This is a genomic window from Corallococcus sp. AB032C, assembly GCF_003668935.1.
Taxonomy (GTDB): domain Bacteria; phylum Myxococcota; class Myxococcia; order Myxococcales; family Myxococcaceae; genus Corallococcus; species Corallococcus exiguus.
Window position 1 is genome coordinate 54,445 of record NZ_RAWP01000028.1, and the last position, 23,299, is coordinate 77,743.

Below are 23,299 nucleotides of genomic sequence, written 5' to 3' on the forward strand. Positions count from 1 at the left end.
CACCCCCGGCCCCGCGCCGGACGCAGTCTTGAGCCTACAAGTTGACCCGCAGGCACCCCGCCGCTAATGAATACTCTGTGTCACGGAATATCCATAAAGAGGATGAAGCGCTCTCGAAGGACGTCGACCGGATGCAGGAGTTGATGTTCTCGCTGGGCCGTCGCCGTTCACTCCGTGATCCCATCGCCAGCACCTGCGAGCAGCTCCAGTTCACGCCGCCCCAGGTGCATGCCCTGCTGTGGCTGGGCCTGGACGACTCGCTCACCATGGGCGAGCTGGCCAAGCGACTGGGCGTCACCGAAAAGACCGTCACGGGCGTCGTGGACCGCCTGGAGCGCGAAGGCCACCTCGTCCGCGAACGCGGGGACACCGACCGGCGCATCGTGCGCTGCCGCCTCACCGACAAGGGCAAGCAGACCTTCGCCAAGCTCGACCGCTCCATGCACCGCGCGATGGGCGTGGTGATGGGCATGCTCGACCCTGACGACCGCCAGGCCCTCTTCCGCGTCCTGGAGAAGGTGCTCAGCAAGATGGACGCACCCGCGCCCGCGCCCACGCCGGACACCGCGTCGGGGACCTGAAGGCCTCAGCGCCCGCCCGGCGCCCGCGCCCACAAGAGGCGCGGGTGCAGGAGCAGCGCGAACGCCTCCCGCACCGTCCAGTACGCCCGGTCCCACGCGCGCATCCGCCCGGCGATGGGGGCGGGGCTCGTGGCCACCTCCAGGCCCTCGCGCCGGAAGCACTGCCTCGCGCGCAGCAGGTGATACGGGTCGGAGACCACCACCACCCGGCGCGCACCCCGCTCGCGCAGCACGCGCGTGCTGAACCGCGCGTTGGCTTCCGTGGAGTGGCTGTCCTCCTCCAGCACGCACGCGGACGCGGGCACGCCCGCCGCCACCGCCAGCTCGCGCATCACCCGCGCCTCGGACGGCGGATGGGCGCCCACGCCTCCGGACAACAGCAGCCACGGCGCCACGCCCCGGCGGTACAGCGCCACCGCGTGCTCCATGCGCGCCACCAGCGCGCCGGACGGCACACCGTCCGGCAACACCCGCGCGCCCAGCACCACCAGCACGTCCGCGTCCGTCACACGCTCGTGACGGCCAAAGCGGTCCACCCACCAGGCCAGCCCGAACACTCCGCCCGTGAGCACTCCCGCGCACAGGAGCACCGCCCGGCGCGCACGTCCGGGTCTGGGAAGAAGGGCAAGGGGACGCACCGCTGGGAACCTAGTCCTGCACAGGACATCCCGCGGCCCCGCGAACACCTTCAGCGAGGCATTGTGTCCGCGATGACAGGCTTCACCGTGTGGGTTGGACGAACGACCGGGTGAATTGTCGCGATGCGTATCGCCCGAGAGTGGGTCTCAAGACACAATGCGCAAGATGACCCGGCCGGGGTCCGAGATGAACCCGGAGCGGCCGGTGGGAGGCATACGGATGGATGTCAAAGGCGTCGCATTCCTGGCACGGCAGACCATGGCGGTGCAGGCCTTCGGCGAACCGGCATGGAAGGCCTTCCTCGCGGAGCAGGCGAAGCGGGACCCCATCTTCGGGCAGCTCATCATGCCCGTGTCGCGCATCCCGGCGGACGCCTTCCTGCGCTTCAACGAGGCCATGACCCAGCGGTTCTACGGCGGCGACACCAAGGCCTACTGGCAATACGGCATCAAGTCCGCCGAGTACGCGCTGGGCCAGGGCCAGCTCAAGACGATGTTCGGCAAGGACGACTTCCGCCGCTTCGCCCTGTTCACCCCCGGCATCTGGAAGGGCTACTTCACGGAAGGCGAGCTGACCGCGCAGTTGCAGGGCGACACCGTGGAGCTGCGCATCACCGGCGTGCCCCGGCCGCACATCTACTTCGAGCTCGCGGTGATGGGCTTCGCCTCCGGGGGCCTCGCGTACCTGAGCGGCCGCAAGGAGATCCACCACGAGGTGATGAAGGGCTTCAGCAAGGGGGACATGGAGGTCCTCTACCGCTTCACCCTGCCCACCCCGGCTTGAGCCTCAGGGCGCCGCGGCGGCCGTGGCCGTGCCCGCGGGCGCGGCCGGAGCCACCACGACGGGAGCCTGCGCGGGAGCCAGCCGCAGGTCCGCCACCACGGGGTAGTGGTCGGACACGCCCACGTGCAGCACGCGCGTGGACACCGGCGTGAACGCGCCGCACGCCATCACGTAGTCGATGCGCAGGGACTTCAGGAACAGCGGCATCGGGTAGGTGCCCGTCCCGTCGGAGCGGGTGACGCGCGCCACGTCCTGGAGCTGGCGGCGCAACAGCCGCACCGGGCGCGAGTCCGGGTCGTCGTTCAAATCCCCCATCAAGAGCCGGGGCCGGGTGTCCTTCGCCAGCAACCGCGAGATGAAGACGCTCTGGCGCACGCGCGCCGCGCCGTTGAAGGGCCGGCGGATGAGGTGCGTGGCGTAGACGCTCACCTCGCGCCCGTCCACGTCCAGCACGGCGTGCGCCAGCGTGCGCGGTTCCGCGCCCGGGGGCGTGGGCAGCGGGTACTGCGCCAGGGACTGAAGCGGATAGCGCGACAGGAGCGCGATGCCGTACGCGCCGCCGTACAGCCGCGTGGTGCCGAAGTGCGCGCGGTACTTCAGGCCGGTGAGCGCGGACAGCCGCTCCACCTGGTCCTGGCCGTGCGCGCGCGTGGAGCCCACGTCCACCTCCTGCAGCGCGACGACGTCAGGGCCCTCCTGGCGGATGACCTCCGCCACCTGCTCCAGCCCCTTGAGGCCGGACTGGATGTTGAAGGTCATCACCCGCAGGGCGCCCGGGTCGCGCTTGGGAGCGGCGGCGACGGGGGTGGTGCCCGAGGACAGGGTGGGACGCACGGCGGGACCGGAGACACAGGCCAGGGATCCCGCGACGAACAGGGCGGTAAGGAGGGGGCTCGTTCGCATCAAGGGGGGCGATGGTAGGCCGCCCGCCCTCGCGCTGTCGTCCCGCCCCCCGGGGCCCGGCCGGAGGGCAGGCGGGCTCAGGCCTGGCGGGACTGACGGCGGCGGCGCGCGGCCAGCGCCACGAACACGGCGATGAGCGCCGCGGGGGCGCCGCTGGTGGCCACGGAGCAGCCGCCCTCGTCCTTCGTGTCATCCGGCGTGACGGGGTCGCTGCCGCCGGTGACGACGACGTCCAGCGTGGCGTTGGCGTGCGCGTCCCCGCCCTGGTTGTTGTCGCCGTTCACGGAGTTGCCGGCGGCGAACACCTTGTAGGTGCCGTTGGTGGCCGGGGCCACCAGGGAGAAGTCGAAGCGCGCCGAGCCATTGGCGAAGGCCTTGGGCAGCGAGTGCGTGAGCTCACCGCTCATCAGCTTCGTGCCCGAGCCCGCGGTCAGCGTCGCGCCGTCCACGGCCACGTTCATGCCCGCCTTCACGCCGGGGCCGCCGGTGATGGTCAGCGAGTACTGGCCCGTCTGGCCCGCCGTCAGCGCAGTGGGCCCCTCCAGCGTCACCGAGGGGGTGCCCGAACCGCCGCTGTGGCAGCCGGACGCGGTGCAGGACAGGCCGCTCTGCTTGCCGCTGCGCCCGTTGATGCCGGTGGAGTTGGCGAACGCGGAGCCCGCGACAAGGCACACCGCGACCGCGCCCACGGACCGAAGAAAGGACCGCATGGAATGAACCTCCTGGGGGAACTCAGGAAAGAGGAGGTTCCCTTGTAGCGCGGTGCGGCGAGGAGCGCAGCAGGCGACACTCCCCTGTGACCCGGAGGCTGGGCGTACCGCCACCTACAGTCGGGAGAAGGCGTCGTGGAGGGCCTTCTGGCCGCCGTGCTCCAGCACCTGGCCGTGGCAGACGACGACGCGCTCCACGTCCCACTTCAGCGCACGCTGGAGTGAGGCGCGCACGGCCTCCGGATCCTTGGTGAACAGGCGCAGGAAGCGCGGGGCGGCGAACCGGCCCAGGACGCCGTCCAGCCACAGGTACGCGCGCAGCTTGAAGCCCTCCGAGTGCGCGTAGTGGAAGGCCAGGTCGGTGACGAGCGCGGTGCGGGACGGGCGGTGGAAGAAGAGGAACTCGTTGAGCTGGGGCATGCCTCGCACGTTCATCTGGTCCAGCACCGGGGCCCAGGCGGGGTCTGGAAGGTCCTCCAGCTCCAGGTCGATTCGCAGCGCCGGCTGCTTCGCGCGCAGCCCCTTGGGCGCCACCACGCGGGCGTCCGGGAAGGCCGCGGCCCAGTCCGGCAGGTGCAGGTGGTGGAAGAGGTTGGGGGCCACCAGGAAGCGCACCGGTCCCAGGGCCGCCACGGCGGCTCTCCGCTCCGGCGTGAAGGCGACGGGCGAGTGCACCCACAGTCCGCCGTCCGGCAGGCGGAGGACCGTCATGCGGCCTCCCACGGGGATGCCGAAGAGGGAGAAGGGGGCGTCGAACACGTGGACGTCCTCGGTGAGCTGGCGGGGCGCGGCGTCAGGGGGCATGGGCATGGGCATGGGCATGGGCATGGCGGGTCGTTTTCCAAGCACGGGCGGCGTTCAGGGGACGAGTCCGGCCCGTGTCCGGCGTTGATTTCCGGAACATCCCATCGTACGCAGCCTCCCACTTTCCATCTCCTAGCAAGGTGCCCAGCACATGGCCGAGAAGCTCACGCCCCGCGAGAAGGGCTTTTCCGAGTGGTACGTCGACCTGGTCCAGAAGGCGAAGCTCGCCGACTACTCGGACGTGAAGGGCTGCATGGTCATCCGCCCCAACGGCTACGCGCTGTGGGAGAACATCCAGCGGGTGATGGACAAGATGTTCAAGGACACGGGCGTGAAGAACGCCTACTTCCCGCTGCTCATCCCGGAGAGCTACCTCAAGAAGGAAGCCGAGCACGTGGAGGGCTTCAACCCGCAGCTGGCGGTCGTCACGCACGCGGGCGGCCAGAAGCTGGAGGAGCCGCTGGTCATCCGGCCCACGTCCGAGACCATCATCAACCGCAGCTTCTCCAAGTGGATCCAGAGCTACCGGGACCTGCCCCTGCTGGTGAACCAGTGGGCCAACGTGATGCGCTGGGAGATGCGCACGCGCCTGTTCCTGCGCACCACGGAGTTCCTCTGGCAGGAGGGCCACACCTGCCACGAGACGGAGGCAGACGCGGAGGCGCGCACGCTGCAGATGCTGGAGGTCTACCGCACGTTCGCGGAGGACTACATGGCCATGCCCGTGCTGCCGGGGCGCAAGTCGGAGTCGGAGAAGTTCGCCGGCGCGCTGCGCACGTACAGCATCGAAGCGATGATGCAGGACAAGAAGGCGCTCCAGGCGGGCACCAGCCACAACCTGGGCCAGAACTTCGCCAAGGCCTTCGACACCACGTTCCAGGGCCGCGACGGCCGCGTGCACCACGTGTGGCAGACGTCGTGGGGTTCGTCCACGCGCCTCATCGGCGGGCTCATCCTCACGCACTCGGATGACGCGGGCCTCGTCGTGCCGCCGAAGATCGCCGCCACGCACGTGGTCATCATCCCCATCGCGGGCAAGGCGACGGACGCGGAGAAGACGCAGGTGCTGGAGAAGTCGCACGCGCTGGCCGCGGACCTGCGCAAGGCGGGCCTGGGCGTGGTGGTGGACGACGACGAGAGCAAGGGCCCGGGCTTCAAGTACAACGAGCACGAGCTCATCGGCACGTGTCTGCGCATCGAGCTGGGGCCCAAGGACCTGGCCAAGGGCTCGTGCGTGATGGTCCGCCGCGACCTGCGCCAGAAGGAGTTCGTGCCGCTGGACGAGGCCGCCGCCAAGGCCCAGGTGATGCTGGACCAGATGCAGAAGGACCTGTTCCAGAAGGCGAAGGACTTCCGCGACTCGCACACCTTCGAGGTCAACTCCTACGAGGAGCTGAAGGCGAAGGCGGAGGACGGCTTCCTGCTGGCGCACTGGGACGGCGACCCGAAGACGGAGGCGCGCATCAAGGAGGAGACGGGCCTCACCACCCGCTGCCGCCCGTTCAGCCTCAAGCAGGAGCCGGGCAAGTGCGTGATGACCGGCAACCCGTCGCAGGGCCGCATCGTGTTCTCCAAGGCGTACTGAGCACGCGCTGACGTGTGCATCACCCGCGGGGCTGGGAGGCGACTCCCGGCCCCGTTGTCATTTCAGCGTCTCAGCTGGCGGCGAGCAGGCCGCGCTTCCTGGGCAGGAAGGTGGCCACCGGCTCCGGCTTGCCCGCGACGGGCAGCGGGGCGGCGGCCTCGAAGTCGAAGCTGTCCAGACAGCGCTCGCGCGTGGCGTGGGAGACGAGCACCGCGGCGCCGACCTTCTTCGTCAGGCCTTCGATGCGGCTGGCCAGGTTCACCGCGTCGCCGATGACGGTGTACTCGCGGCGCTGTTCGCTGCCCACGGCGCCCACCACCACGCGGCCGGTGTGCACGCCCACGCCGATGCTGAGGGGGAATTCGCCCCGCGCGGCGCGCTCCTGGTTGAGCGTGTCCAGCGCCTCCAGCATGGCCAGCGCGCACGACACGGCGGCGGCCGGGTGGCCGGGCTGGTCCAGGGGCGCGCCGAAGTACGCGAGGATGCCGTCGCCCATGAACTTGTCGAGCGTGCCGCCGTGGCGGAACACCACCTCCACCATGCGCGACAGGTACTCGTTGAGCAGCGCCACCACCTGGGGACTGTCCATCTGGTCCGACAGCGTGGTGAAGCCGCGGATGTCGGAGACGAGCAGCGTCACCTCGCGGTGCTCGCCGGCCTCCCCGTCCGTGCCCTTCTCCGAGATGCGCCGCGCGACCTCCGGGGAGAAGAAGCGGCCCAACCGTTCGCGCTGCATCTCTTCGCGCACGACGTCCGTGACGAGCCCCATCACCGTGCGGCTGATGAAGAAGGCCACCGACGACGCGAGCACCATCACCAGCACCAGCCCGGGCAGGAACTGGGACGCGGGCAGCCCCGCGCCCAGCGTCAGCATGGCCACCGCGACGATGCCCAGCGCCGTGGCCGCCGCGACGATGAACCGCGACAGCGTCACCATGGACACGATGACCACCAGCACCAGGTACACGCCCATGGTGAGCAGCGCGATGGCCACGCCGTTGGCGGAGCCCCGGATGGACCACTCCTGCAGGAAGTAGATGAGCGGCATGTCCAGGAGCGCCACGCCCAGCGCCGGCCGCCGCAGCAGGTCCGGCACCCGGCGCGCGCCCGCCCACAGCAGGGCGGCCAGCGCGATGTAGCCCGCGAGCACGCCGCGCGACACGTTCCAGTCATCCAGCACGGCCAACGCCAGCCACGCCGCCGTCGCGCCCACGCGCGTCACATTGAGCCAGGAGCCGACGTCCGCGCGCCATTCGTCCAGGCGCCTTCGCAGGGTGGACTCGACACGAAAGCGAGAAAGCAGGGACCGCATGTATCAACGGAGGCTACCCCACGAACGGGACCCTCTCCAGGCGGGGTCCCCGTGCGTTAGGGTCGGGCGAATGGCGAGCATCGGGCACGTAGCGGTGGGCATGGCGCTGGGGCGTTACGAGACAGGGTCGGGCGCACCCTGGCGGCGTCGGGTGGCGGTGATGGCGTTCCTGTCCCTGCTCGCCCTGCTGCCGGACGCGGACGTGGTGGCGTTCGCGCTGCGCATCCCCTACGCGGCGACGTGGGGACACCGCGGTGCGTCGCACTCGTTCGTCTTCGCGGCGGGGGTCGCGCTCGCGGTGGCGGCGCTGGCCCGGTGGAAGGGGGAGTCCGCCACGCGCTGGGGTCTGCTGACGCTCGCGGCGGGGGCCAGCCACGGCATCCTGGACACGCTCACGGACGGAGGGCTGGGCGCGGCCCTCTTCTGGCCCTTCTCCAACGCGCGCGTCTTCGCCCCGGTGCGGCCGCTGCCGGTGGCGCCCATTGGCGCGGGCATGCTGTCCGTGCGCGGCCTGTACGTGAGCGGCGTGGAGTTCCTCGTGTTCCTGCCCGCATGGATCTACGCGCTGTGGCCCCGGAGGAAGGCGCGCGCGGTGGGGAGCGTCCAGGTTCCCTGAAGGAGGTCTTTCACGATGCGCCTGTTCACCGCCGTGACGCTGGGAGAGGCCCTCACCGCCGAGACCGAGCGGGGCATCGAGCGACTGCGCGCACTGGCCCCGGACGCGAAGTGGGTGCGGCCGGAGGGCGTGCACCTGACGCTGCTCTTTTTAGGAGACGTGGACGACAGCCGCCTGCCGGAGCTGCGCGACGCGCTGGAGCCGGTGGGGCTGTATCACTCGCCGTTCGTGCTGTCGGTGGCGGGCGGAGGGGCGTTCGGCCCGCCGTCCCACCCGCGCGTGCTCTGGGCGGACGTGCGCGGAGACACCGCCGCGCTGAAGGCGCTCCAGGCGGACGTGGCGCGCGCGCTGGAGCCGCTGGGCTTCACGTCCGAGCACGGCGAGTACATCGCGCACCTGACGCTGGCCCGGGCCCGGCCACCGCGCGGAGACCCGGCGCTGGCGGCGTGCGCGCGCGAGCTACAGAGCGCGGCCTGGGGTGAGGGGCGCGTGGACCGGCTGGTGCTGTTCGAGAGCACGCGCGGCCACTACGTGCCCCGGTTGGAAGTGATGCTGGAGCGCGACTAGCAGGCGCGCAGGCCTTCCGCCACGGGCACCGCCGCCGGCAGGGTGACGGTGAGCAGCGTGCCCCGGCCCTCGCGGCTCTCCGCGCGCAGCGTGCCGCCCAGGCCGGTGACGATGGTGTGGCTCACGGACAGGCCCAGGCCGGTGCTGTTGGGGCGCGCGGTGGCGAAGGGCTCGAAGATGTGCGCGAGCGAGTCCGGAGACAGGCCCTTGCCGGAGTCCTGCACCTCCACCACCACCTCGCCATCCTCGCTGGTGTAGGCCGCCACGCGCAGCACGTTGTGCGCGGCGTCCTGGGTGTCCATCTGCTGCAGGCCGTTGAGCAGCAGGTTGAGGAAGAGCTGGGTGAGGCGCGCCTCGTCCGCGTCCACCGTGGGCATGTCGTGGAAGTCCCGCTCCAGCCGCGCGCGGTGCTGCAACTCTCCTCGCAAGAGCTTGAGCGCGTTCTCCAGCACCGGCTGCACGGCCACGCGGGCGCGGTGCTCCGGCGGCTTGCGCGACAGCGTGCGCAGATCCTGCACGATGTGCTTGAGCCGGGTGGCGCCCTCCACCGTCTCGCTCAGCGCATCCAGCATGTCCGTCAGGTCCTCGCGAGGCACGGGCTTGCCGTCCAGCAGCGGCTGCTTCAGGCGGTCCATCTCCTCGCGGATGAACGACAGGTTCGCCAGCACGAAGGCCAGCGGGTTGTTCATCTCATGGCCCACCGCCGCCGCGAGCGAGCCCAGCGCGGACAGCCGGTCCGCCTGGAACAGCCGCGCCTCCATCTGCTTGCGCAGCGTCACGTCGCGCGCGAACACGCGCAGGCCCGGCGGGTCCCACAGCTGCGCGACGGTGAGCTCCCAGTAGCGCCCGTCCAGGTGCACCGTGGGCGCGGGCTCTCCCGGGGGCGCGCCGCGCCACGCCCAGATGACCGCCGCCTTCACCAGCGGGTGCTCGGCGCCCTTCTCCACCAGGTCCTGGAACGCCGCGTGGGTGGCGGGGTTCGCGTACCGCAGCTCCCCGTCCATGCCCAGCTCCAGCAGCGGCTCCGGGTGCAGCAGCGGGAACGACGCCAGCCGGTACAGCGGATCCTCCAGCGCGCGCAGGCCGCTGACGTCGCGCACCAGCAGGCCCAGCCGCACGCCCGTGTCCCCGGGCGAGGGCTCGCAGGGCGTGATCTCCGCCGCGTAGACGCGCTCGTCGCCGTTCACGGTGAGCCGGTACTCCAGCCGCCCGTCGGAGCCGCCCTGGAGGACGACCTGGAGCAGGGACATGAGGGGCTTGCTCGCGGCGGTGCCCAGGACCTCCTCCAGCATGCGCCCCTCCCCGCCGCGCATGTCGCGGCCGAAGGCACGGCCGGACGGGGACCACAGCCGCAGGCACCGGCCTTCCGCGTCCAGCTCCCCGGCCACGTACTCGGCGACCCCCGTGGGACGCGGGCCGGACGCGGGCGCGTCCAGGCCGGGAGACCGAACGAAGGTCTCCACCCGGAAGGGGCCCATGAGCATCTCCAGGCCCGCGCCGTCGGTGTTCATCCGGGTGAGGACGGAGATGAGCGCCTGCGCGTCCGCCTCCGGCATCCTCTTGGTGAGGATGAGGCCGTCGGCGAGCGTGGGGATGGTGAACAGGAACGGCGTGAGCCGCGGTGCGTCCGCGCCCAGGTACGTCGTCAGCGTGGCGCGCATCGCGTGCGCGTCCTTGTGGTTGCAGAAGACCGCGCACAGGTCCGACTCGCCGCGCAGCACCGCGTCCAGCGCCTTGCGGTAGGTGCCCAGGAAGCGCTGCTCGGAGAAGAGCGTGTCCGGGCGCAGGCCCAGCGACTCCAGGTGGCGCACCGGCAACAGGTGCCCGCCGGTGGAGCGCGGCGCCACCCACGCCACGCGCTTGCCCGCCAGCGTCTCCAGCGTCAGCGGCTCGTCCGCGCGGCAGATGAAGGCCGCGTGGTAGTAGCAGCTGCCGGAGCGCACCGCGCGCAGCACCGCGCGCGCCTGCGGCTCGAAGGCGTTGCACTGCTCGGCGGTGCCCCAGGCCATCTCCACCCGGCCTGAAGCGAGCTCCGCCTCCAGGTGCTCGTAGGTGGGCGACATGGACATCACCACCGGGCGGCCCATCCGCTCCGACAACGCCCGCGCGAACAGCTCCACGCGCACGTGCTCCCGTACCTCGCCAAGGGACGGATAGAGCAGGCAACGGATGGGCGCGTTCGATGCGGTCACGACGAATTCCTCCGATGAGCCCCCTCTTCCGCGCGCTCGGACTGCCGGCTCGCGAGTGCTCGCTAATTACCTGAAAATTTCCGGCAATGCCACACTATTCTTGATTCGCTGTAATAAGTAGATTCCCCAGGTTTACCATGTTCCGACCCAGGGTCGAAAGCGACTTCCGCGTACCAGGGGTGAACTTTCGCTCTGAACCGGCTGGCACCGGGGCTGCACTGGGGGTGGGTGGACGGGTGCAACCCATGGAAGGGACGGGCGGATGCGCTGGATCGTGAGGGGGATGTGGCTGCTGGCCCTCGTGCTGGTGGGGGCGACGTGGCTGGTGGGCCGCGGGACGCATGCGGCGCCGCGCGAGGCGGAGGGCGTGGCGGCGAAGGTGCGGACCGGGGACGTGGTGTTCCAGACGTCGGGATCACGCCAGTCGAAGGCCATCCAGGTGGCCACGCACAGCCCGCTGTCGCACGTGGGGCTGGTGGAGGTGACGCCGGACGGGACGTTCGTGGTGGAGGCCGTGCAGCCGGTGAAGCGCACGCCGTTCGCGAAGTGGAAGGCGCGCGGGGTGAAGGGGCGGCTCCTGGTGATGCGGCCGCAGGGGGTGGATGACGCGGCGAAGGCGCGGGCGGTGGAGGAGGCGAAGCGGCACCTGGGCAAGCCGTACGACGCGCTCTTCGGTTGGGGAGACGAGGCGATGTACTGCTCGGAGCTGGTGCGCAAGGCGTACGCGACGGGCGCGGGAGTCGAGTACGGAAAGATGGAGCGGCTGGGCGACCTGGACGTCGCGGGGCTGCAGCGTGAAATCGCGGAGCGCTACCGCGGTCCGGTGCCGGTGGACCTGGAGCTGGTGACGCCCGCGAGCCTGGCGGCGGATGCCCGGCTCGCGGTCGTCTATTCGAATTTCCCGCGGGCGCCTTAGCGCTTCACGCGCAGGACCTGGAACCCCTTCCCTCCGGTTCCGAAGCCCTTCAGGTTCTCCGTCCGCACCACCAGGTCGCCGCCGGGCAGCACGCCCCAGACCTCCGCGCGGGCCAGGACGCCGCTGGTGGCCCGCTCGTAGCTCCGGGCCTCCGTCCACGCCACGCCGTCCGTGCTGGTGAAGAGCCGCGCGTAGAGGTCCGACGCGGGCTGCACGTCGCCCACGTCCGCCCTCGCCGTTCCCAACACGAAGCCGCCTCCCGTCAGCGCATCCACCGAGTACGCCGGCCCCGGCAGCGTCATCAGCGCGTCCACACGTCCGCTCGCGTACACGCGCAAGAGCTTCGGGTGCTCGGGCTCATAGAGCGTGGACTGCCCCAGCAGCAGCTCGCCTCCCGGCAACACCGTGCCCGTCACCGCGTTGGCCGCGTAGCCGCCCATCACCTTCGTCCAGGTGCGCCCCCCGTCCGTGGAGCGCACCACCGCCGCCTGCGCGCTGCTGCTCCCGAACGTGGCCCACAGCACGCTGCGCGTCGCATCCGCGTACAGCGCCGTGCCGTGCCGGTGGTCCTGGAACGTCACGCGCGTGGCCCACGTCGCTCCGCCGTCCGTGCTCGCCCACAGCCGCAGCGGCGCGTTCCCGGAGGTGAACGTCTGGTACTCCAGGAAGAACACCGTGCTGCCCAGCTCCGCGAAGCTCGCGGGTGACATCGCGCGGTAGCTCCCCAGCGAGGCCACGTCCGCCCACGTGCGCCCGCCGTCCGTGGAGCGCTCCAGGTGGTAGCTGCCACTTCGGCTCATCTGCGCCAGCAGCGTCCCGTCCTTGAGCGCCGCCATCACCCAGAACGACGCGCCGCCCACGCCCTGCCCTCGAGCGCTGAAGGTGCGCCCGCCGTCCGTGCTCGCCCACAGCTTCGAGCGGCTCCCGTCCAGCGCCAGCGCGTACACCGTGCCCGCGCCGTCCACGGCCAGCACCTCGTGCGTGGTGTTCGTGAACACCGGCTCCAGCGTCACCGGTCCCTGGACACCGCCATCCACCGGCGGCGTCCCCGCATCGACACCGGCATCCGTGCCCGAGCCGCCATCCGGCGTCCCCGCGTCCGCGCCGCCATCCGTGGTGCCCGAGCCTGCATCGCTCGAACCACCGCCATCCTGAGTCCCCGCGCCGCCATCCGGCGTCCCGCCGTCCTGACCGGAACCGCCGCCTCCTTCCGGCTGGCGTGCCAGCGCCACGCGCATCACCCGGCCGCTGGAGTTCGCGTCCACCGCGTCGCCGTAGAAGCACGGCACCTCCGTGACGCTGTCCGGCAGCACGTCCAGGGTGCTCAGGTAGCCCTTGAAGCTCGTGCGCGAGTCCAGCGTCACCGGGTCGCTGAACACGCCGTTGCGCAGCACCCGCACGCGGATCTCGTAATCCGTCGCCGTCTGGAAGTGATTGTAGAAGACATACAGCGCGTCCCCGATGCGCGTCACCGCGGGCTGCAACGCCCAGTCCGGCGTCCCCTCCACCAGGATGCGCGAACCGAACGACGTCCCGTCGAAGCGCCGGTAGTACAGCCGCTCCGTCTCGTCCTTGTAGACCAGGTGGATGCCGCCCTTGCCGTCCTCCACCGCGCTCAGCGCCGCGCCGTGGTAGATGCCGTCGGAGAACGCGTCCCGCTGCGGACCCCACGTGTCCAGCGGATCCGCCGCGTCACGCACCCGCAGCCGCGTGGGCTCGAAGCCGTCGTGCATGGCCCAGAAGAAGGCGAGCTTGGACCCCACGCTGAGCAGCCGTCCCCCGCCCCGCTTCCGCGTGCGCCCCAGGTCCGGCTGCTTCTGGAAGCTCAAGCCCCCGTCCGTGGACACCGCCACCACCGCCGTGGAGCCGCCGTCCGACTCCAGCCGGAACGCCTGCACCCACAGCCGTCCCTTGGAGTCCCGCGCCAGCAGCGCCCGCGAATACGCCGTCGCACTGTCCGCGTTGAACACCCGCACCGCCGGCTCCGGCGTCCAGGTGTCCTGCGCCGCGTCGTAGCGCCACCACTGGAAGTACACGTCGTGCCGCGACGACGCCGCCAGTGAGGGGCCTTCGTACGCGTAGACCATCGCCACGTCGCGCCCCACCGCGACCAGCTCCGCCCGGTCGTGGTGCGACGCATCCGGCTGGATTTCCGCCAGCTTGGAGAAGCCCTGGAACCCGTCCTCGGAACGGAACAGGTTCAGCCCCTCGCCCTCCGCCCCCTGCTGCTGGATGGCCAGGAGCCACGTGGGCGCATGTCCATTGCCTGTCTCAATTCGCACCGCGTGCCGATGCGCCGGCAGCGTCAGGGCATTGCCCCCGCCGGCCGGCACCATGGGCACTCCTCCCGCCGCCACCACCGTGGTCAGCAGGGCCCCCACCCAGGACATCATGTGTTTTAGCGCCCCCTGTCGTATCCCCTCCCGAAAGGTAGGGATGACAGACCCGGGGGCAATCCGGCGGAGGCGGACCTGAAGGGCCCGGCATTCTCCACGCGGACAGGTGAACACACCGCACACCGCGCGACGCCCCCGGACCTGGGGAGCGTCGCGTCAGCGTCCTGCGACTACTTCTTGCGGCGGCGCGGAGCGACGGTGCCCGCGTCGGTGGCCGTGCCCGCGTCCGCACCCTCAATCGTGCCCGCGTCCGCGCCCGTGCCGGCGTCCGGCGTGACCGTGGTGATGGCCGGGGGCGGGTTCACCAGCTTCAGCGAGGCGAGGAACGGCTCCGCCGTGGTGTTGGGGTGGTTGGGGTTGTAGATGACCAGCAGCGTGTACAGGCGCGGGCCCACCAGGAAGTTGCGCGCCTTCACCTCGCCGTGGACAGGCGAGCTGACCGAGTAGGCCTTGCCGGGGTAGCCATCCAGGGTGATGTCCGACTCTTCCTTGAGGGTGCCCTGGACTTCCTTCACCAGGCCGTCCTTGCCCTCGTTCAGCAGGGCCTCCGGGGGACGGCTCGCCACCAGCCGCTCCGGGTAGTCCGCGGTGCTGACGGAGTAGACGGTGTTGTCCTCGGTGCGCACGGTGAAGGCCGCGGTGTTCACCGTGTTGGCGCCCAGCGGGATCTGCCTGCGCGCGACCTGGGGCTCCATCGGCATGCCGATGGTGAAGCCTTCCGCTGCCTCGTAGGGCTTGAATTCCGGGGCCGGGGTGGCCGCGGTGCCATCCGCGCCCGGAGTGGGCTCGTTGGGCACGTCCTCGATGGTGGAGGTGGCCGAGGGACCACCGGTGCCGCCCGAGGAGGAGCCGTCGGTCTTCTGCTGGTTGGCGCACGCGCCGGCGATGAGCGCGAGCGTGGTAAGCGAGGCAAGGAGGAGGCGGGACAACGGGCGCATGGGCACGCTTCCTGAGCGGGAAGTGGAAGAAAACAGCTTGTCCTGTCGGACGCTAGACGAAGTCCTCCGCCGCTGACTACCCGAGTTTCGACGCGGCGCGAGCAACTTGCCCTGGCCCCGCCCCCGGAAGCGTCCGGGGGCGGACACCGAGCCGGGGCCGGAAAGTCGGCGCGGGAGGGCTATTCCCCCAGGTACGCGCGCCGAATCTCGGCGCTCTCCAGCAGCGCCTTGCCGGGGCCGGCCATCACCACCTCGCCCGTCTCCAGCACGTAGCCGTAGTGGGCGGCGTTGAGGGCCAGGTGCGCGTTCTGCTCCACCAGCAGCACGCTGACGCCGGTGGCGTTCACCTCGCGCAGGGTGCGGAAGATGGTCTCCGTCACCTGCGGCGCCAGGCCCAGGGACGGCTCGTCCAGCAGCAGCAACTGCGGCTTGCTGAGCAGCGCCCGGGCGATGGCCAGCATCTGCTGCTCGCCGCCGGACAGCGTGCCCGCCAGCTGCTTCTGACGCTCGCGCAGCACCGGGAACAAGCCAAAGCCCTTGTCCATGTCCAGGCGCACCTGGGCGGTGTCCTTGCGCAGGTAAGCGCCCAGCTCCAGGTTCTCGAACACGGTGAGGTTGGGGAAGATGCCCCGGCCCTCCGGCGCGTGCGCCATGCCGCGCGGCACCAGCTGGTGCGCCTTCAAGCCCGTGATGTCCTGCCCCGCGAGCGTGATGCGGCCCGCGGTCGGCTTGAGCATGCCGCTCACCGCGCGCAGGGTGCTCGTCTTGCCCGCGCCGTTGGCGCCGATGAGGGCCACCATCTCGCCCTTGCCCACCGTCAGGGACACGCCCCGGAGCGCCTGGATGGCGCCGTAGCGGACCTGGATGCCCTCCACCGACAGGAGCGGCTCGAACGCGCGCCGCTCGCCCAGCACCTTCACCGGCTCGCTCACGCCGCGCCTCCGTGGGACTCCAGGTAGCTGTCGCCCAGGTACGCCTCGATGACCTTGCGGTCGCTGCGCACTTCCGCCGGAGCGCCGCGGGCGATGGTCTCGCCGTGGTCCAGCACGGTGATGCGCTCGCAGATGCCCATCACCAGCTTCATGTCGTGCTCGATGACCAGCACCCCCAGCGAGAACTCGTCGCGCAGCCGGCGGATGAGCACCATCAGGTCCGCCTTCTCACGCGTGTTCATGCCCGCCGCGGGCTCGTCCAGCAGCAGCACCTTGGGGCGGGTGCCCAGCGCGCGGGCGATCTCCAGCCGGCGCTGCTCGCCGTACGGGAGGTTCTTCGCCTCTTCATCGCGGCGGTGCGACAGGCCCATGACCTCCAGCAGGTGCTCCGCCTGGCGCGTCAGCTCGCGCTCCTCGGCCTGGAAGCCGGGGGTGAGCAGCAGCGCGCGCCACCAGTCGCGGTAGTTGCGCATCGCCGTGCCCGCCTTCGCCAGGGGGCCCATGACCACCGGGTGCAGCGCGCCTTGCGCGCGGCAGGCCACCTTCACGTTGTCCAACGCCGTCAGGGCGCGGAACAGGCGGATGTTCTGGAACGTGCGCGCCAGGCCCAGGTGGTTGATTTGATGCGGCACCCAGCCGTTCACCCGCTGCCCGGCCACGCGCACCTCGCCCTCGGTGGGCTGGTACACGCCGGTGAGCACGTTGAACGCGGTGGACTTGCCCGCGCCGTTGGGACCAATCAGGCCCAGCAGGTCACCCTGTCGCACGGTGAGGTTGAAGTCCGTGAGGGCCTTGAGGCCCCCGAAGCGGATGCTCACGCCGGACGCCTGGAGCAGCGCGTCGCCAGGAGCTGGAGTCACGGCGGCGCTCATGTCAGCCCCTTCTTCTTCCGGGGAAGCCACCGGGGCAGCACGTCCCAGAGCTCCTTCGTGCCGAACAGGCCCTGCGGCCGGGCCAGCATCAGCACCACCAGCAGGAGGCCGTACACGGGCATGCGGATTTGATCCACCTTCTGCGCCAGGCTGCCCTCCGCGCCCAGCGCGCCGAACAGCGAGCGCAGGCCTTCGGGCAGCAGCGTGAGGAAGATGGCCGCGACGATGGCGCCCGTGCTGGAGCCCAGCCCGCCCAGCACCACCATGACGACGATCTCCATGGACTTCACGAAGGTGAACGAGCCCGGGTTGATGATGGGCACGAAGTGCGCGAACAGGCCGCCCGCGATGCCCGCGAAGAACGACGAGATGACGAACGCGCGGACCTTGTAGCCAGTGGTGTCCACGCCCATGGCCTCCGCGGCCACTTCGTCCTCGCGGATGGCCCACAGGCTGCGGCCGTGGCTGGAGCCCGCGATGCGCCGGGCCACCAGCACCACCAGGAAGACCCAGAAGTACACCATGGCCACGCTGGAGTACTGCGGGATGCCGGACAGGCCCAGCGCGCGGCCGAAGGCCTCCGTGTTCTGCACCACCACGCGGATGATTTCGCCGAAGCCCAGCGTCACGATGGCCAGGTAGTCCCCGCGCAGCCGCAGCGAAGGCAGGCCCACCAGGAAGCCACACAGCGCCGCGCAGGCGCCGCCCGCGAGCAGCGCCACGGTGAAGAGCACCTGGTCGCTGGCGGCCACCGGCAGGAAGGACAGCGCCACCTCCTTCAACTCCAGGGACGTGACGCCCGCGATGTACGCGCCCACGGCCATGAAGCCCGCGTGGCCAATGGAGAACTGGCCCGTCATGCCGTTCACGATGTTGAGGCTCACCGCGAGGATGATGTTCACCCCCACCACGGACAGCAGGTACGTGGCGAAGGGCGAGGTGTCCAGCAGCACCTCCGCCAGCGCCAGCACCGGCACCGCGAGGAGCACGGGCAGGATGCCGCGCAGGGCCGGGGGCACGCGGCCCACGGACTCGTCGGCCAACGTCGTCGCGCTTCCAGCCATCAGACCTTCTCCGCCGCGACGCGGCCGAACAGACCGCCCGGCTTCACCAGCAGCACCAGGATGAGGAAGCCGAAGGCCACCGCGTCACGCCAGGTGCTGGCCGCGTAGCCCACCACGAACTCCTCCACCAGGCCCAGCAGGAGCGCGCCCACCACGGCGCCCGGCACGTTGCCGATGCCACCGATGACCGCCGCCACGAAGGCCTTGAGGCCCACGTACAGGCCCATGAGAGGGCTCACGGACGTGTCCTTGATGGCGTAGAGCAGGCCCGCGCCCGCCGCCAGCGCGCTGGAGAGCATGAACGTCAGCGCGATGATGCGGTCGGTGGGGATGCCCATCAGCGCCGCGGTGCGGTGGTCGTAGGACACCGCGCGCATCGCCTTGCCGAAGCGCGTCCGGTACACGAGGAACTGGAGCCCGGCCATCAGCGCCACGGCGATGAGGAAGCTGATGACCTGCCAGTTCCACACCACCACGTCGCGGTCGCCAATGATGAACCACTCGCTGGGGACGATGACCTCCGGGAAGGCCCGGGGGGACGCGCCCGGCAGGAAGCCGATGTCCAGCTGGAAGCCGTACGACAGCGCGAACGAGATGCCGATGGCGGTGATGAGCGCGGTGAGGCGAGGCTTCTCGCGCAGCGGCCGGTAGGCGAAGCGCTCGATGAGGAAGCCGAACAGCGCGCACCCCACCATGGCCACCGCGAAGATGACGACCACGCCCCACAGGGAACGCTGCGCCTCGCGCCCGAGGGCGAAGGCGGTCGCGTAGCCCATGTAGACGCCGACCATCATCACGTCGCCGTGGGCGAAGTTGATGAGCTTGAGGACGCCGTACACCATCGTGTAGCCCAGCGCGACCAGGGCGTAGATGGTGCCGGCGGCCAGACCATTGATGAGGTGCTGGAGAAGCTGCGACATGCCGGGGTGGGCCCTGGGTTACGGCGAGATGGTGGTGACGTAGGTGGACTTGCCGTCCGCGACCTTCAGCACCACGGCGGACTTCACCGCGTTGCGCTTCGCATCCAGCGTGATGTTGCCCGCCACGCCGGGGAAGTCCTTCGTCTTCGCGATGGCCGCGCGCAGGGCCGGGCCGCTGGTGTCCGGGGCGTTCTTGAGCGCTTCAATCGCGACGCGCGCGGCGTCGTAGCCCAGCGCCGCGAGCGCGTCCGGCACCGCGCCGTTGTTGTCCGCCTTGTAGTCCGCGATGAACTTCTTCACGCGCTCGTCCGGGTTGTCCGGCGAGTAGTGGTTGGAGAAGTAGCTGCCGTCAATGGCGCTGCCGCCCAGCTCGAAGAGCTTCTCGGAGTCCCAGCCGTCGCCGCCCATCAGCGGCACCTTCAGGCCCAGCTCGCGCGCCTGGCGGGCGATGATGCCCACCTCGCTGTAGTAGCCCGGCACGTAGATGCCCTCCGGCTGCGTCTTCTTGATGGCCGTCAGCTGCGCGCGGTAGTCCGTGTCGCCCTGGCTGTAGCTCTCCGTGGCGGTGATTTTCCCGCCCATCTCCGCGAACTTCTGGCGGAACACCTCCGTGAGGCCAATGGAGTAGGCGCTCTTGTTGTCCTGGAGCACCGCGACCTTGTTGAGCTTGAGGTTCTCCCGCGCGAACTTCGCCATCACGAAGCCCTGGAACGGGTCGATGAAGCAGACGCGGAAGATGTTGTCGCCCTTCTCCGTCACGGAGGGGTTGGTGGACGACGGGGTGATCATGGGCACGCCGGCCGCCTGCGCCTTCTCCGCCATGGCCAGGGAGCTGGACGAAGCCACCTCGCCCAGGATGAGCGCCACCTTGTCCTGCGTGATGAGGCGGGTGACGGCCTGCGCGGCCTCCTCCGGCTTGCTCTGGTCGTCGTACACGCGCACGACCAGCTTCTTGCCCTTCACGCCGCCGGCCGCGTTGGCTTCCTTCACCGCCAGCGCGATGCCGTTGCGGGTGGAGATGCCGAACGTCGCCTGACCGCCCGTCAGCGCGCCCACTTCGCCCAGCACGATGACGTCATCACCCGCCGGGGGCGTGCCGCCCTGCGCGGTGGCCGGGGCCTGCGTCGAGGGGGCGCCTCCCGCCTCTCCCGTGGGCTGCGTCTTCTTCTCGCAGGCGGCCGCCAGGACGGCGAGCGCGGCGAGGAGCATCGGGGCAAGTCGTCGCATGTGGGGGCTTCCTCCGGGGGAGATGACGGGCAAAGCCCCGGTATTCTAGGGGAGCCCTCCCCATGGGTCAAGCGCACAGCTTGGCTCCGGAGTCCCGCCAACACCCCGAAACATCGCTGTCGCGACCCCCTGCCCCAACCCCAAGTGCGCGCCAGGTCCGCTCAGGGCTCCAGCCAGTAGTGCTCCCGGCCCGACGGTCCCCGGCGGATCCTCGGGGGGACCTGGGGCCCGGCCTCTTGCGCCTCGCCGTCCTCCCAGGGCGCCATGTCCTCGTGCGTCAGCGACCACCCGGCGGAGGGAGGGTCCTCCGCGTCCGGCAGCACGGTGGGCGTCCAGGTGAAGGGCTCCAGGACTGGCGCCTCTTCCGGAATGGACTCCGGAAGCGCCGCCCCCGAGCGGCGGCGCAGGAATCGGCCCGCCACCAGCAGTCCCACCGCGCCAGTCATCCATCCGAGTCCCCGGCCAGGTCTCGTGGCTCGCATCGCAGACGCCTCCTCGTGCGGGCCGGACCCTCCGGACTCGCGCTCTCACAGTGAGGTGTGGGGACGCGCGCGGCCAGCGTGAAGCCCGGGGGGTCCGCTCCCGCATGCCCGCCCTCCTGACAGGGAGCGGGGAGGCGTCCGGCACGGCGTTGCCAACGGCGTACGGCGTACCGAGCCCCTGGAGCATCCAGCACCAGGGGTTTTCTTGGGCGTCATTGAACCCACTTTTCGGGTGATGGCCGTGGCGGACACTTCAGCGTCCACTTCCCCCCAGGAAACCCTCTCCAGCGCGCTGGACGGCCCTGGCGTTCCGCTCGCGACCACATCCGACCCGACGTGAAGGCACAAGGAGCCAAGTCCATGATGATCAAGCGCAACGACATCAAGGAAGGGATGACGGTCCGCAGCAGCGACGGCGAGAAGCTGGGCAAGGTGTTCGCCGTGAGCGAGGGCGAGTTCCACATCGAGAAGGGGATGTTCTTCCCGAAGGACTACCTGGTCCGCTACCTGGAGGTGAGCGACATCCGCAACGGGGAGATCTACCTCAACCACGGCCGCGAGGCGCTGCGAGGGCTGTCCGACGCCGGCGCCGTGGGCGCGACCGCGGCGACGGCCACCGGCGGCACCATGGGTGGCATTGGCGCGGGGCTGAAGACGGGCACCCAGAAGGTCGGGGACGTGGCCCGGACCGGCGCGGAGAAGATCGGCATCAAGGAACGGGAGCTGAAGGAGCGCGAGCTGCGCACCGACATCCGAGCCGAGGAGCGCGAGCTGCGCACCGACATCCGAGCCGCCGAGCGCATCGCGAACGAGGACGTCACGCTGCGCACGCACCATGAGGAGCTGGGCGTCACCAAACGCCAGCGCTCCGCGGGCGAGGCGCAGGTGCGCAAGATTGTCGTCGAGGAGCGGAAGACGGTGGAGGTCCCGCTGCGCCACGAGGAGGTGGAGGTGGTGCGCCGGGCGGTGAAGGGCGACAACATTCCCGGCGACGTGGCGGACTTCCGGGAGGAGACCATCCGCATCCCCCTGAGCGCGGAGGAGGCGGAGCTGACCAAGCGCGCGTACACGGACGAGGAGATCACCATCCACAAGCGCCCCATCGAGGAGCGCCGCAGCATGGAGGGCCGCGTCCGCCACGAGGAGCTGGAGGACGTGAAGGTGGTGCGCACCGAGCCCAACGTGGACGAGGAGAAGCGCCGCGCCGGCTACCGCGCGGACGCGGACATCGACCCGCTCAAGCGCTCGTAGCGCGGACGGGATGGAAGCCTCGAACAGTCCTTGTGCTCCGCCCCCGCATGCCGCGCCTTCACGCGCGCGGTGTGCGGGGGAGGTGGCGCATCGTCATGTCAGCGCGGAGTGCGGGTGGGCGGCGGCGCGCGGGTGGGGGCCTCCCGCTGGCGGTCCACGGCGGTCTCCAGCCGCTGCGAGTCGCGCAGACGCTCCGGGAACAACCGTCCCGCCAGCGCCGCCAGTGCCGTATCGCGCGCGGGGGGACACGCGGCCACCAGCCGGTCCGCCATGGCGTGCGCGGTGGGGAAACGGGCCTCGGGGTCCTTGGACAGCGCCACCGACAGCACGTTCCACAGGGGCGCGAGCACCTCCGGAGGCCTCGTCAGCTTCTCCTGGCAGATGGCCTTCATGGTGTCCAACTCGTCCTCGCGCTCGAAGGCGCGTCGTCCCGTGAGGGCCTGGTAGAGGACGAGCCCCATGGCGAACAGGTCGCTTCGCGCGTCCAGCTTCTGGCCCAGCGCCTGCTCCGGGGACATGTAGAGCGGCTTGCCCTTCACGATGCCCGGCAGCGTCACCGTGCGCTGCGCGCGCACCTTGGCCACGCCGAAGTCCAGCACCTTCACCTGGCCGTCGAAGCCCACCATCACGTTGTGCGGCGACAGGTCGCGGTGCACCAACTCCAGGGACGCGCCGTCCTCGCCCTTGAGCGAGTGCGCGGCGTGCAACCCCATCAGCGCCTGCGACACGATGGCGGACACCACGGCCGGCTCCAGCGGCCCCTTGTTGGCGCGCAAGAGCCGGTCCAGGTCGATGCCGTTCACCAGCTCCATGGCCATGTAGTACGCGCCCTGCGCCTCGCCGAAGTCGTAGACGTGCACCAGGTTGGGGTGCGACAGCCGCAGGCCGATGCGCGCCTCGTCCAGGAACTGCTGCACCATCTCCGGCTGCGCCGTCAGGTGGGGCAGGATGCGCTTGAGCGCCACCAGCCGCCCCAGCCCCTCCGGCCCACGCGTGCGCGCGATGAGCACCTGCGCCATGCCGCCCGTGCCCAGGGGCTTCACGACCTCATAGCGGCCAATGCGCCCGCGGTTGACGGGCGTGCCCTCCACGTCCAGCTCGTCCAGCCGCTCCAGCGGTCCCCGGCCGTCCGTCAGCGCCAGGAAGGACAGCACCGCGGAGTCCAGCTGCTCGCCAATCGCCTCCACCAGCCCCATCACCCGCTGGCCGCCGTCCTCGAAGGCCCCATCCACCACCAGCCCCAGTCCGCCCAGGTTCAGCCGCCCCAGGGTGAGCTGCTGGCAGAAGAGCATCCGGCCTTCGCGCAGCTTCCGGGGGCCGCTCCAGTGGGCCGCCTCGAAGACGTCCACGCCCAGCTCGCCCAGCACGCGCGTCAGCACCGGGCCGCGCGTGCCCCGGAGCGAAACGAAGCCCGCCTTCGCGTGCACCATGCGAGCGCACTGCGTGAGGAACACATCCAGGCCGGTGTCGAGGTCCAGACCCCGCTCCAGGCAGTCCTCGAGGATGTCGTCGGCCATCCGGTTCACGGCCATCAGGCCGCGCAGGAAGGCCAGCTCTTCTTCCGGAGATTGGAACGCCACGCGTCCATCAATACCCGAAAACCCGGCGG

22 protein-coding genes are annotated in these 23,299 nt (G+C 70.6%); 7 read left to right on the plus strand and 15 right to left on the minus strand.

Annotated elements, in window-relative coordinates:
- Positions 1-131: 131 nt before the first annotated feature.
- Entirely contained in the window at positions 132-581 is a 450-nt protein-coding gene (locus D7X99_RS14950; protein ID WP_211484572.1) for a MarR family winged helix-turn-helix transcriptional regulator, read from the plus strand.
- 5 nt (positions 582-586) lie between these two features.
- On the opposite strand, the gene D7X99_RS14955 is transcribed toward D7X99_RS14950, so the two are convergent.
- Positions 587-1,219: a YdcF family protein gene (locus D7X99_RS14955; RefSeq protein ID WP_121778403.1), complete on the minus strand. Its 633-nt coding sequence runs from the start codon at positions 1,217-1,219 to the stop codon at positions 587-589.
- A 220-nt stretch (positions 1,220-1,439) separates the two neighbouring features.
- Between D7X99_RS14955 and D7X99_RS14960 the strand changes: the two genes are divergently transcribed.
- A complete protein-coding gene (locus D7X99_RS14960; RefSeq protein WP_121778404.1) occupies positions 1,440-2,003 on the plus strand; it encodes a hypothetical protein in 564 nt (187 codons plus the stop codon).
- A gap of 3 nt (positions 2,004-2,006) precedes the next feature.
- Here the strand turns inward: D7X99_RS14960 and D7X99_RS14965 are convergent, their stop codons facing one another.
- The 3 genes from D7X99_RS14965 to D7X99_RS14975 form a co-directional block, all read right to left on the minus strand.
- Entirely contained in the window at positions 2,007-2,906 is a 900-nt protein-coding gene (locus D7X99_RS14965; RefSeq protein ID WP_121778405.1) for an endonuclease/exonuclease/phosphatase family protein, read from the minus strand.
- A 77-nt stretch (positions 2,907-2,983) separates the two neighbouring features.
- Positions 2,984-3,616 carry an MXAN_6652 family MXYO-CTERM-anchored protein gene (locus tag D7X99_RS14970; RefSeq protein WP_121778406.1) on the minus strand — a complete coding sequence of 211 codons (633 nt, stop codon included), beginning with the start codon at positions 3,614-3,616 and terminating at the stop codon, positions 2,984-2,986.
- Between the two features lie 114 nt (positions 3,617-3,730).
- Positions 3,731-4,444 carry a DUF4336 domain-containing protein gene (locus tag D7X99_RS14975; protein WP_233613392.1) on the minus strand — a complete coding sequence of 238 codons (714 nt, stop codon included), beginning with the start codon at positions 4,442-4,444 and terminating at the stop codon, positions 3,731-3,733.
- A gap of 127 nt (positions 4,445-4,571) precedes the next feature.
- Here D7X99_RS14975 and proS point away from each other — a divergent pair, with 127 nt between their 5' ends.
- A complete protein-coding gene (gene proS, locus D7X99_RS14980; protein WP_121778407.1) occupies positions 4,572-6,005 on the plus strand; it encodes a proline--tRNA ligase in 1,434 nt (477 codons plus the stop codon).
- A 70-nt stretch (positions 6,006-6,075) separates the two neighbouring features.
- Here proS and D7X99_RS14985 read toward each other — a convergent pair whose 3' ends face one another.
- Positions 6,076-7,317: an adenylate/guanylate cyclase domain-containing protein gene (locus D7X99_RS14985; protein ID WP_121778408.1), complete on the minus strand. Its 1,242-nt coding sequence runs from the start codon at positions 7,315-7,317 to the stop codon at positions 6,076-6,078.
- A gap of 70 nt (positions 7,318-7,387) precedes the next feature.
- Between D7X99_RS14985 and D7X99_RS14990 the strand changes: the two genes are divergently transcribed.
- Positions 7,388-7,933, plus strand: a complete 546-nt coding sequence (locus D7X99_RS14990) for a metal-dependent hydrolase (RefSeq protein ID WP_121778409.1) — start codon at positions 7,388-7,390, stop codon at positions 7,931-7,933.
- Positions 7,934-7,948: 15 nt separating this feature from the next.
- The gene (gene thpR / locus D7X99_RS14995; protein ID WP_121778410.1) at positions 7,949-8,500 is read left to right on the plus strand and encodes an RNA 2',3'-cyclic phosphodiesterase; all 552 of its coding nucleotides are present in this window, start codon (positions 7,949-7,951) and stop codon (positions 8,498-8,500) included.
- On the opposite strand, the gene D7X99_RS15000 is transcribed toward thpR, so the two are convergent.
- The gene (locus D7X99_RS15000) at positions 8,497-10,692 is read right to left on the minus strand and encodes a PhnD/SsuA/transferrin family substrate-binding protein (RefSeq protein WP_121778411.1); all 2,196 of its coding nucleotides are present in this window, start codon (positions 10,690-10,692) and stop codon (positions 8,497-8,499) included. The two genes, thpR and D7X99_RS15000, sit on opposite strands and share 4 nt — an antisense overlap.
- Positions 10,693-10,954: 262 nt before the next feature.
- Between D7X99_RS15000 and D7X99_RS15005 the strand changes: the two genes are divergently transcribed.
- Entirely contained in the window at positions 10,955-11,608 is a 654-nt protein-coding gene (locus D7X99_RS15005) for a YiiX/YebB-like N1pC/P60 family cysteine hydrolase (RefSeq protein WP_233613393.1), read from the plus strand.
- Here D7X99_RS15005 and D7X99_RS15010 read toward each other — a convergent pair.
- The 8 genes from D7X99_RS15010 to D7X99_RS15045 all read right to left on the minus strand — a co-directional run bounded on the left by D7X99_RS15010 (position 11,605) and on the right by D7X99_RS15045 (position 20,439).
- Complete coding sequence (locus D7X99_RS15010; RefSeq protein WP_233613394.1) at positions 11,605-14,001, minus strand: exo-alpha-sialidase; 2,397 nt, start codon at positions 13,999-14,001, stop codon at positions 11,605-11,607. The genes D7X99_RS15005 and D7X99_RS15010 overlap by 4 nt on opposite strands.
- A gap of 173 nt (positions 14,002-14,174) precedes the next feature.
- Positions 14,175-14,942: a hypothetical protein gene (locus D7X99_RS15015; RefSeq protein WP_211484298.1), complete on the minus strand. Its 768-nt coding sequence runs from the start codon at positions 14,940-14,942 to the stop codon at positions 14,175-14,177.
- Positions 14,943-15,121: 179 nt separating this feature from the next.
- Entirely contained in the window at positions 15,122-15,874 is a 753-nt protein-coding gene (locus D7X99_RS15020) for an ABC transporter ATP-binding protein (RefSeq protein ID WP_121778414.1), read from the minus strand.
- Positions 15,871-16,746 (minus strand): ABC transporter ATP-binding protein, encoded by an 876-nt coding sequence (locus D7X99_RS15025; protein WP_121778415.1) that lies wholly within the window; start codon positions 16,744-16,746, stop codon positions 15,871-15,873. The genes D7X99_RS15020 and D7X99_RS15025 overlap by 4 nt, the downstream gene beginning before the upstream one ends.
- Positions 16,743-17,810, minus strand: coding sequence for a branched-chain amino acid ABC transporter permease (locus D7X99_RS15030; RefSeq protein WP_121778416.1), 1,068 nt, complete (start codon positions 17,808-17,810; stop codon positions 16,743-16,745). The genes D7X99_RS15025 and D7X99_RS15030 overlap by 4 nt, the downstream gene beginning before the upstream one ends.
- A complete protein-coding gene (locus D7X99_RS15035) occupies positions 17,810-18,730 on the minus strand; it encodes a branched-chain amino acid ABC transporter permease (protein ID WP_121778417.1) in 921 nt (306 codons plus the stop codon). The genes D7X99_RS15030 and D7X99_RS15035 overlap by 1 nt, the downstream gene beginning before the upstream one ends.
- Before the next feature lie 18 nt (positions 18,731-18,748).
- Complete coding sequence (locus tag D7X99_RS15040; RefSeq protein ID WP_121778418.1) at positions 18,749-19,957, minus strand: ABC transporter substrate-binding protein; 1,209 nt, start codon at positions 19,955-19,957, stop codon at positions 18,749-18,751.
- Between the two features lie 161 nt (positions 19,958-20,118).
- Positions 20,119-20,439, minus strand: coding sequence for a hypothetical protein (locus D7X99_RS15045; protein ID WP_147476156.1), 321 nt, complete (start codon positions 20,437-20,439; stop codon positions 20,119-20,121).
- A gap of 360 nt (positions 20,440-20,799) precedes the next feature.
- Between D7X99_RS15045 and D7X99_RS15050 the strand changes: the two genes are divergently transcribed.
- Positions 20,800-21,690 carry a YsnF/AvaK domain-containing protein gene (locus D7X99_RS15050; RefSeq protein ID WP_121778420.1) on the plus strand — a complete coding sequence of 297 codons (891 nt, stop codon included), beginning with the start codon at positions 20,800-20,802 and terminating at the stop codon, positions 21,688-21,690.
- A 98-nt stretch (positions 21,691-21,788) separates the two neighbouring features.
- Here the strand turns inward: D7X99_RS15050 and D7X99_RS15055 are convergent, their stop codons facing one another.
- A complete protein-coding gene (locus D7X99_RS15055; RefSeq protein ID WP_121778436.1) occupies positions 21,789-23,222 on the minus strand; it encodes a serine/threonine-protein kinase in 1,434 nt (477 codons plus the stop codon).
- Between the last annotated feature and the right edge of the window lie 77 nt (positions 23,223-23,299).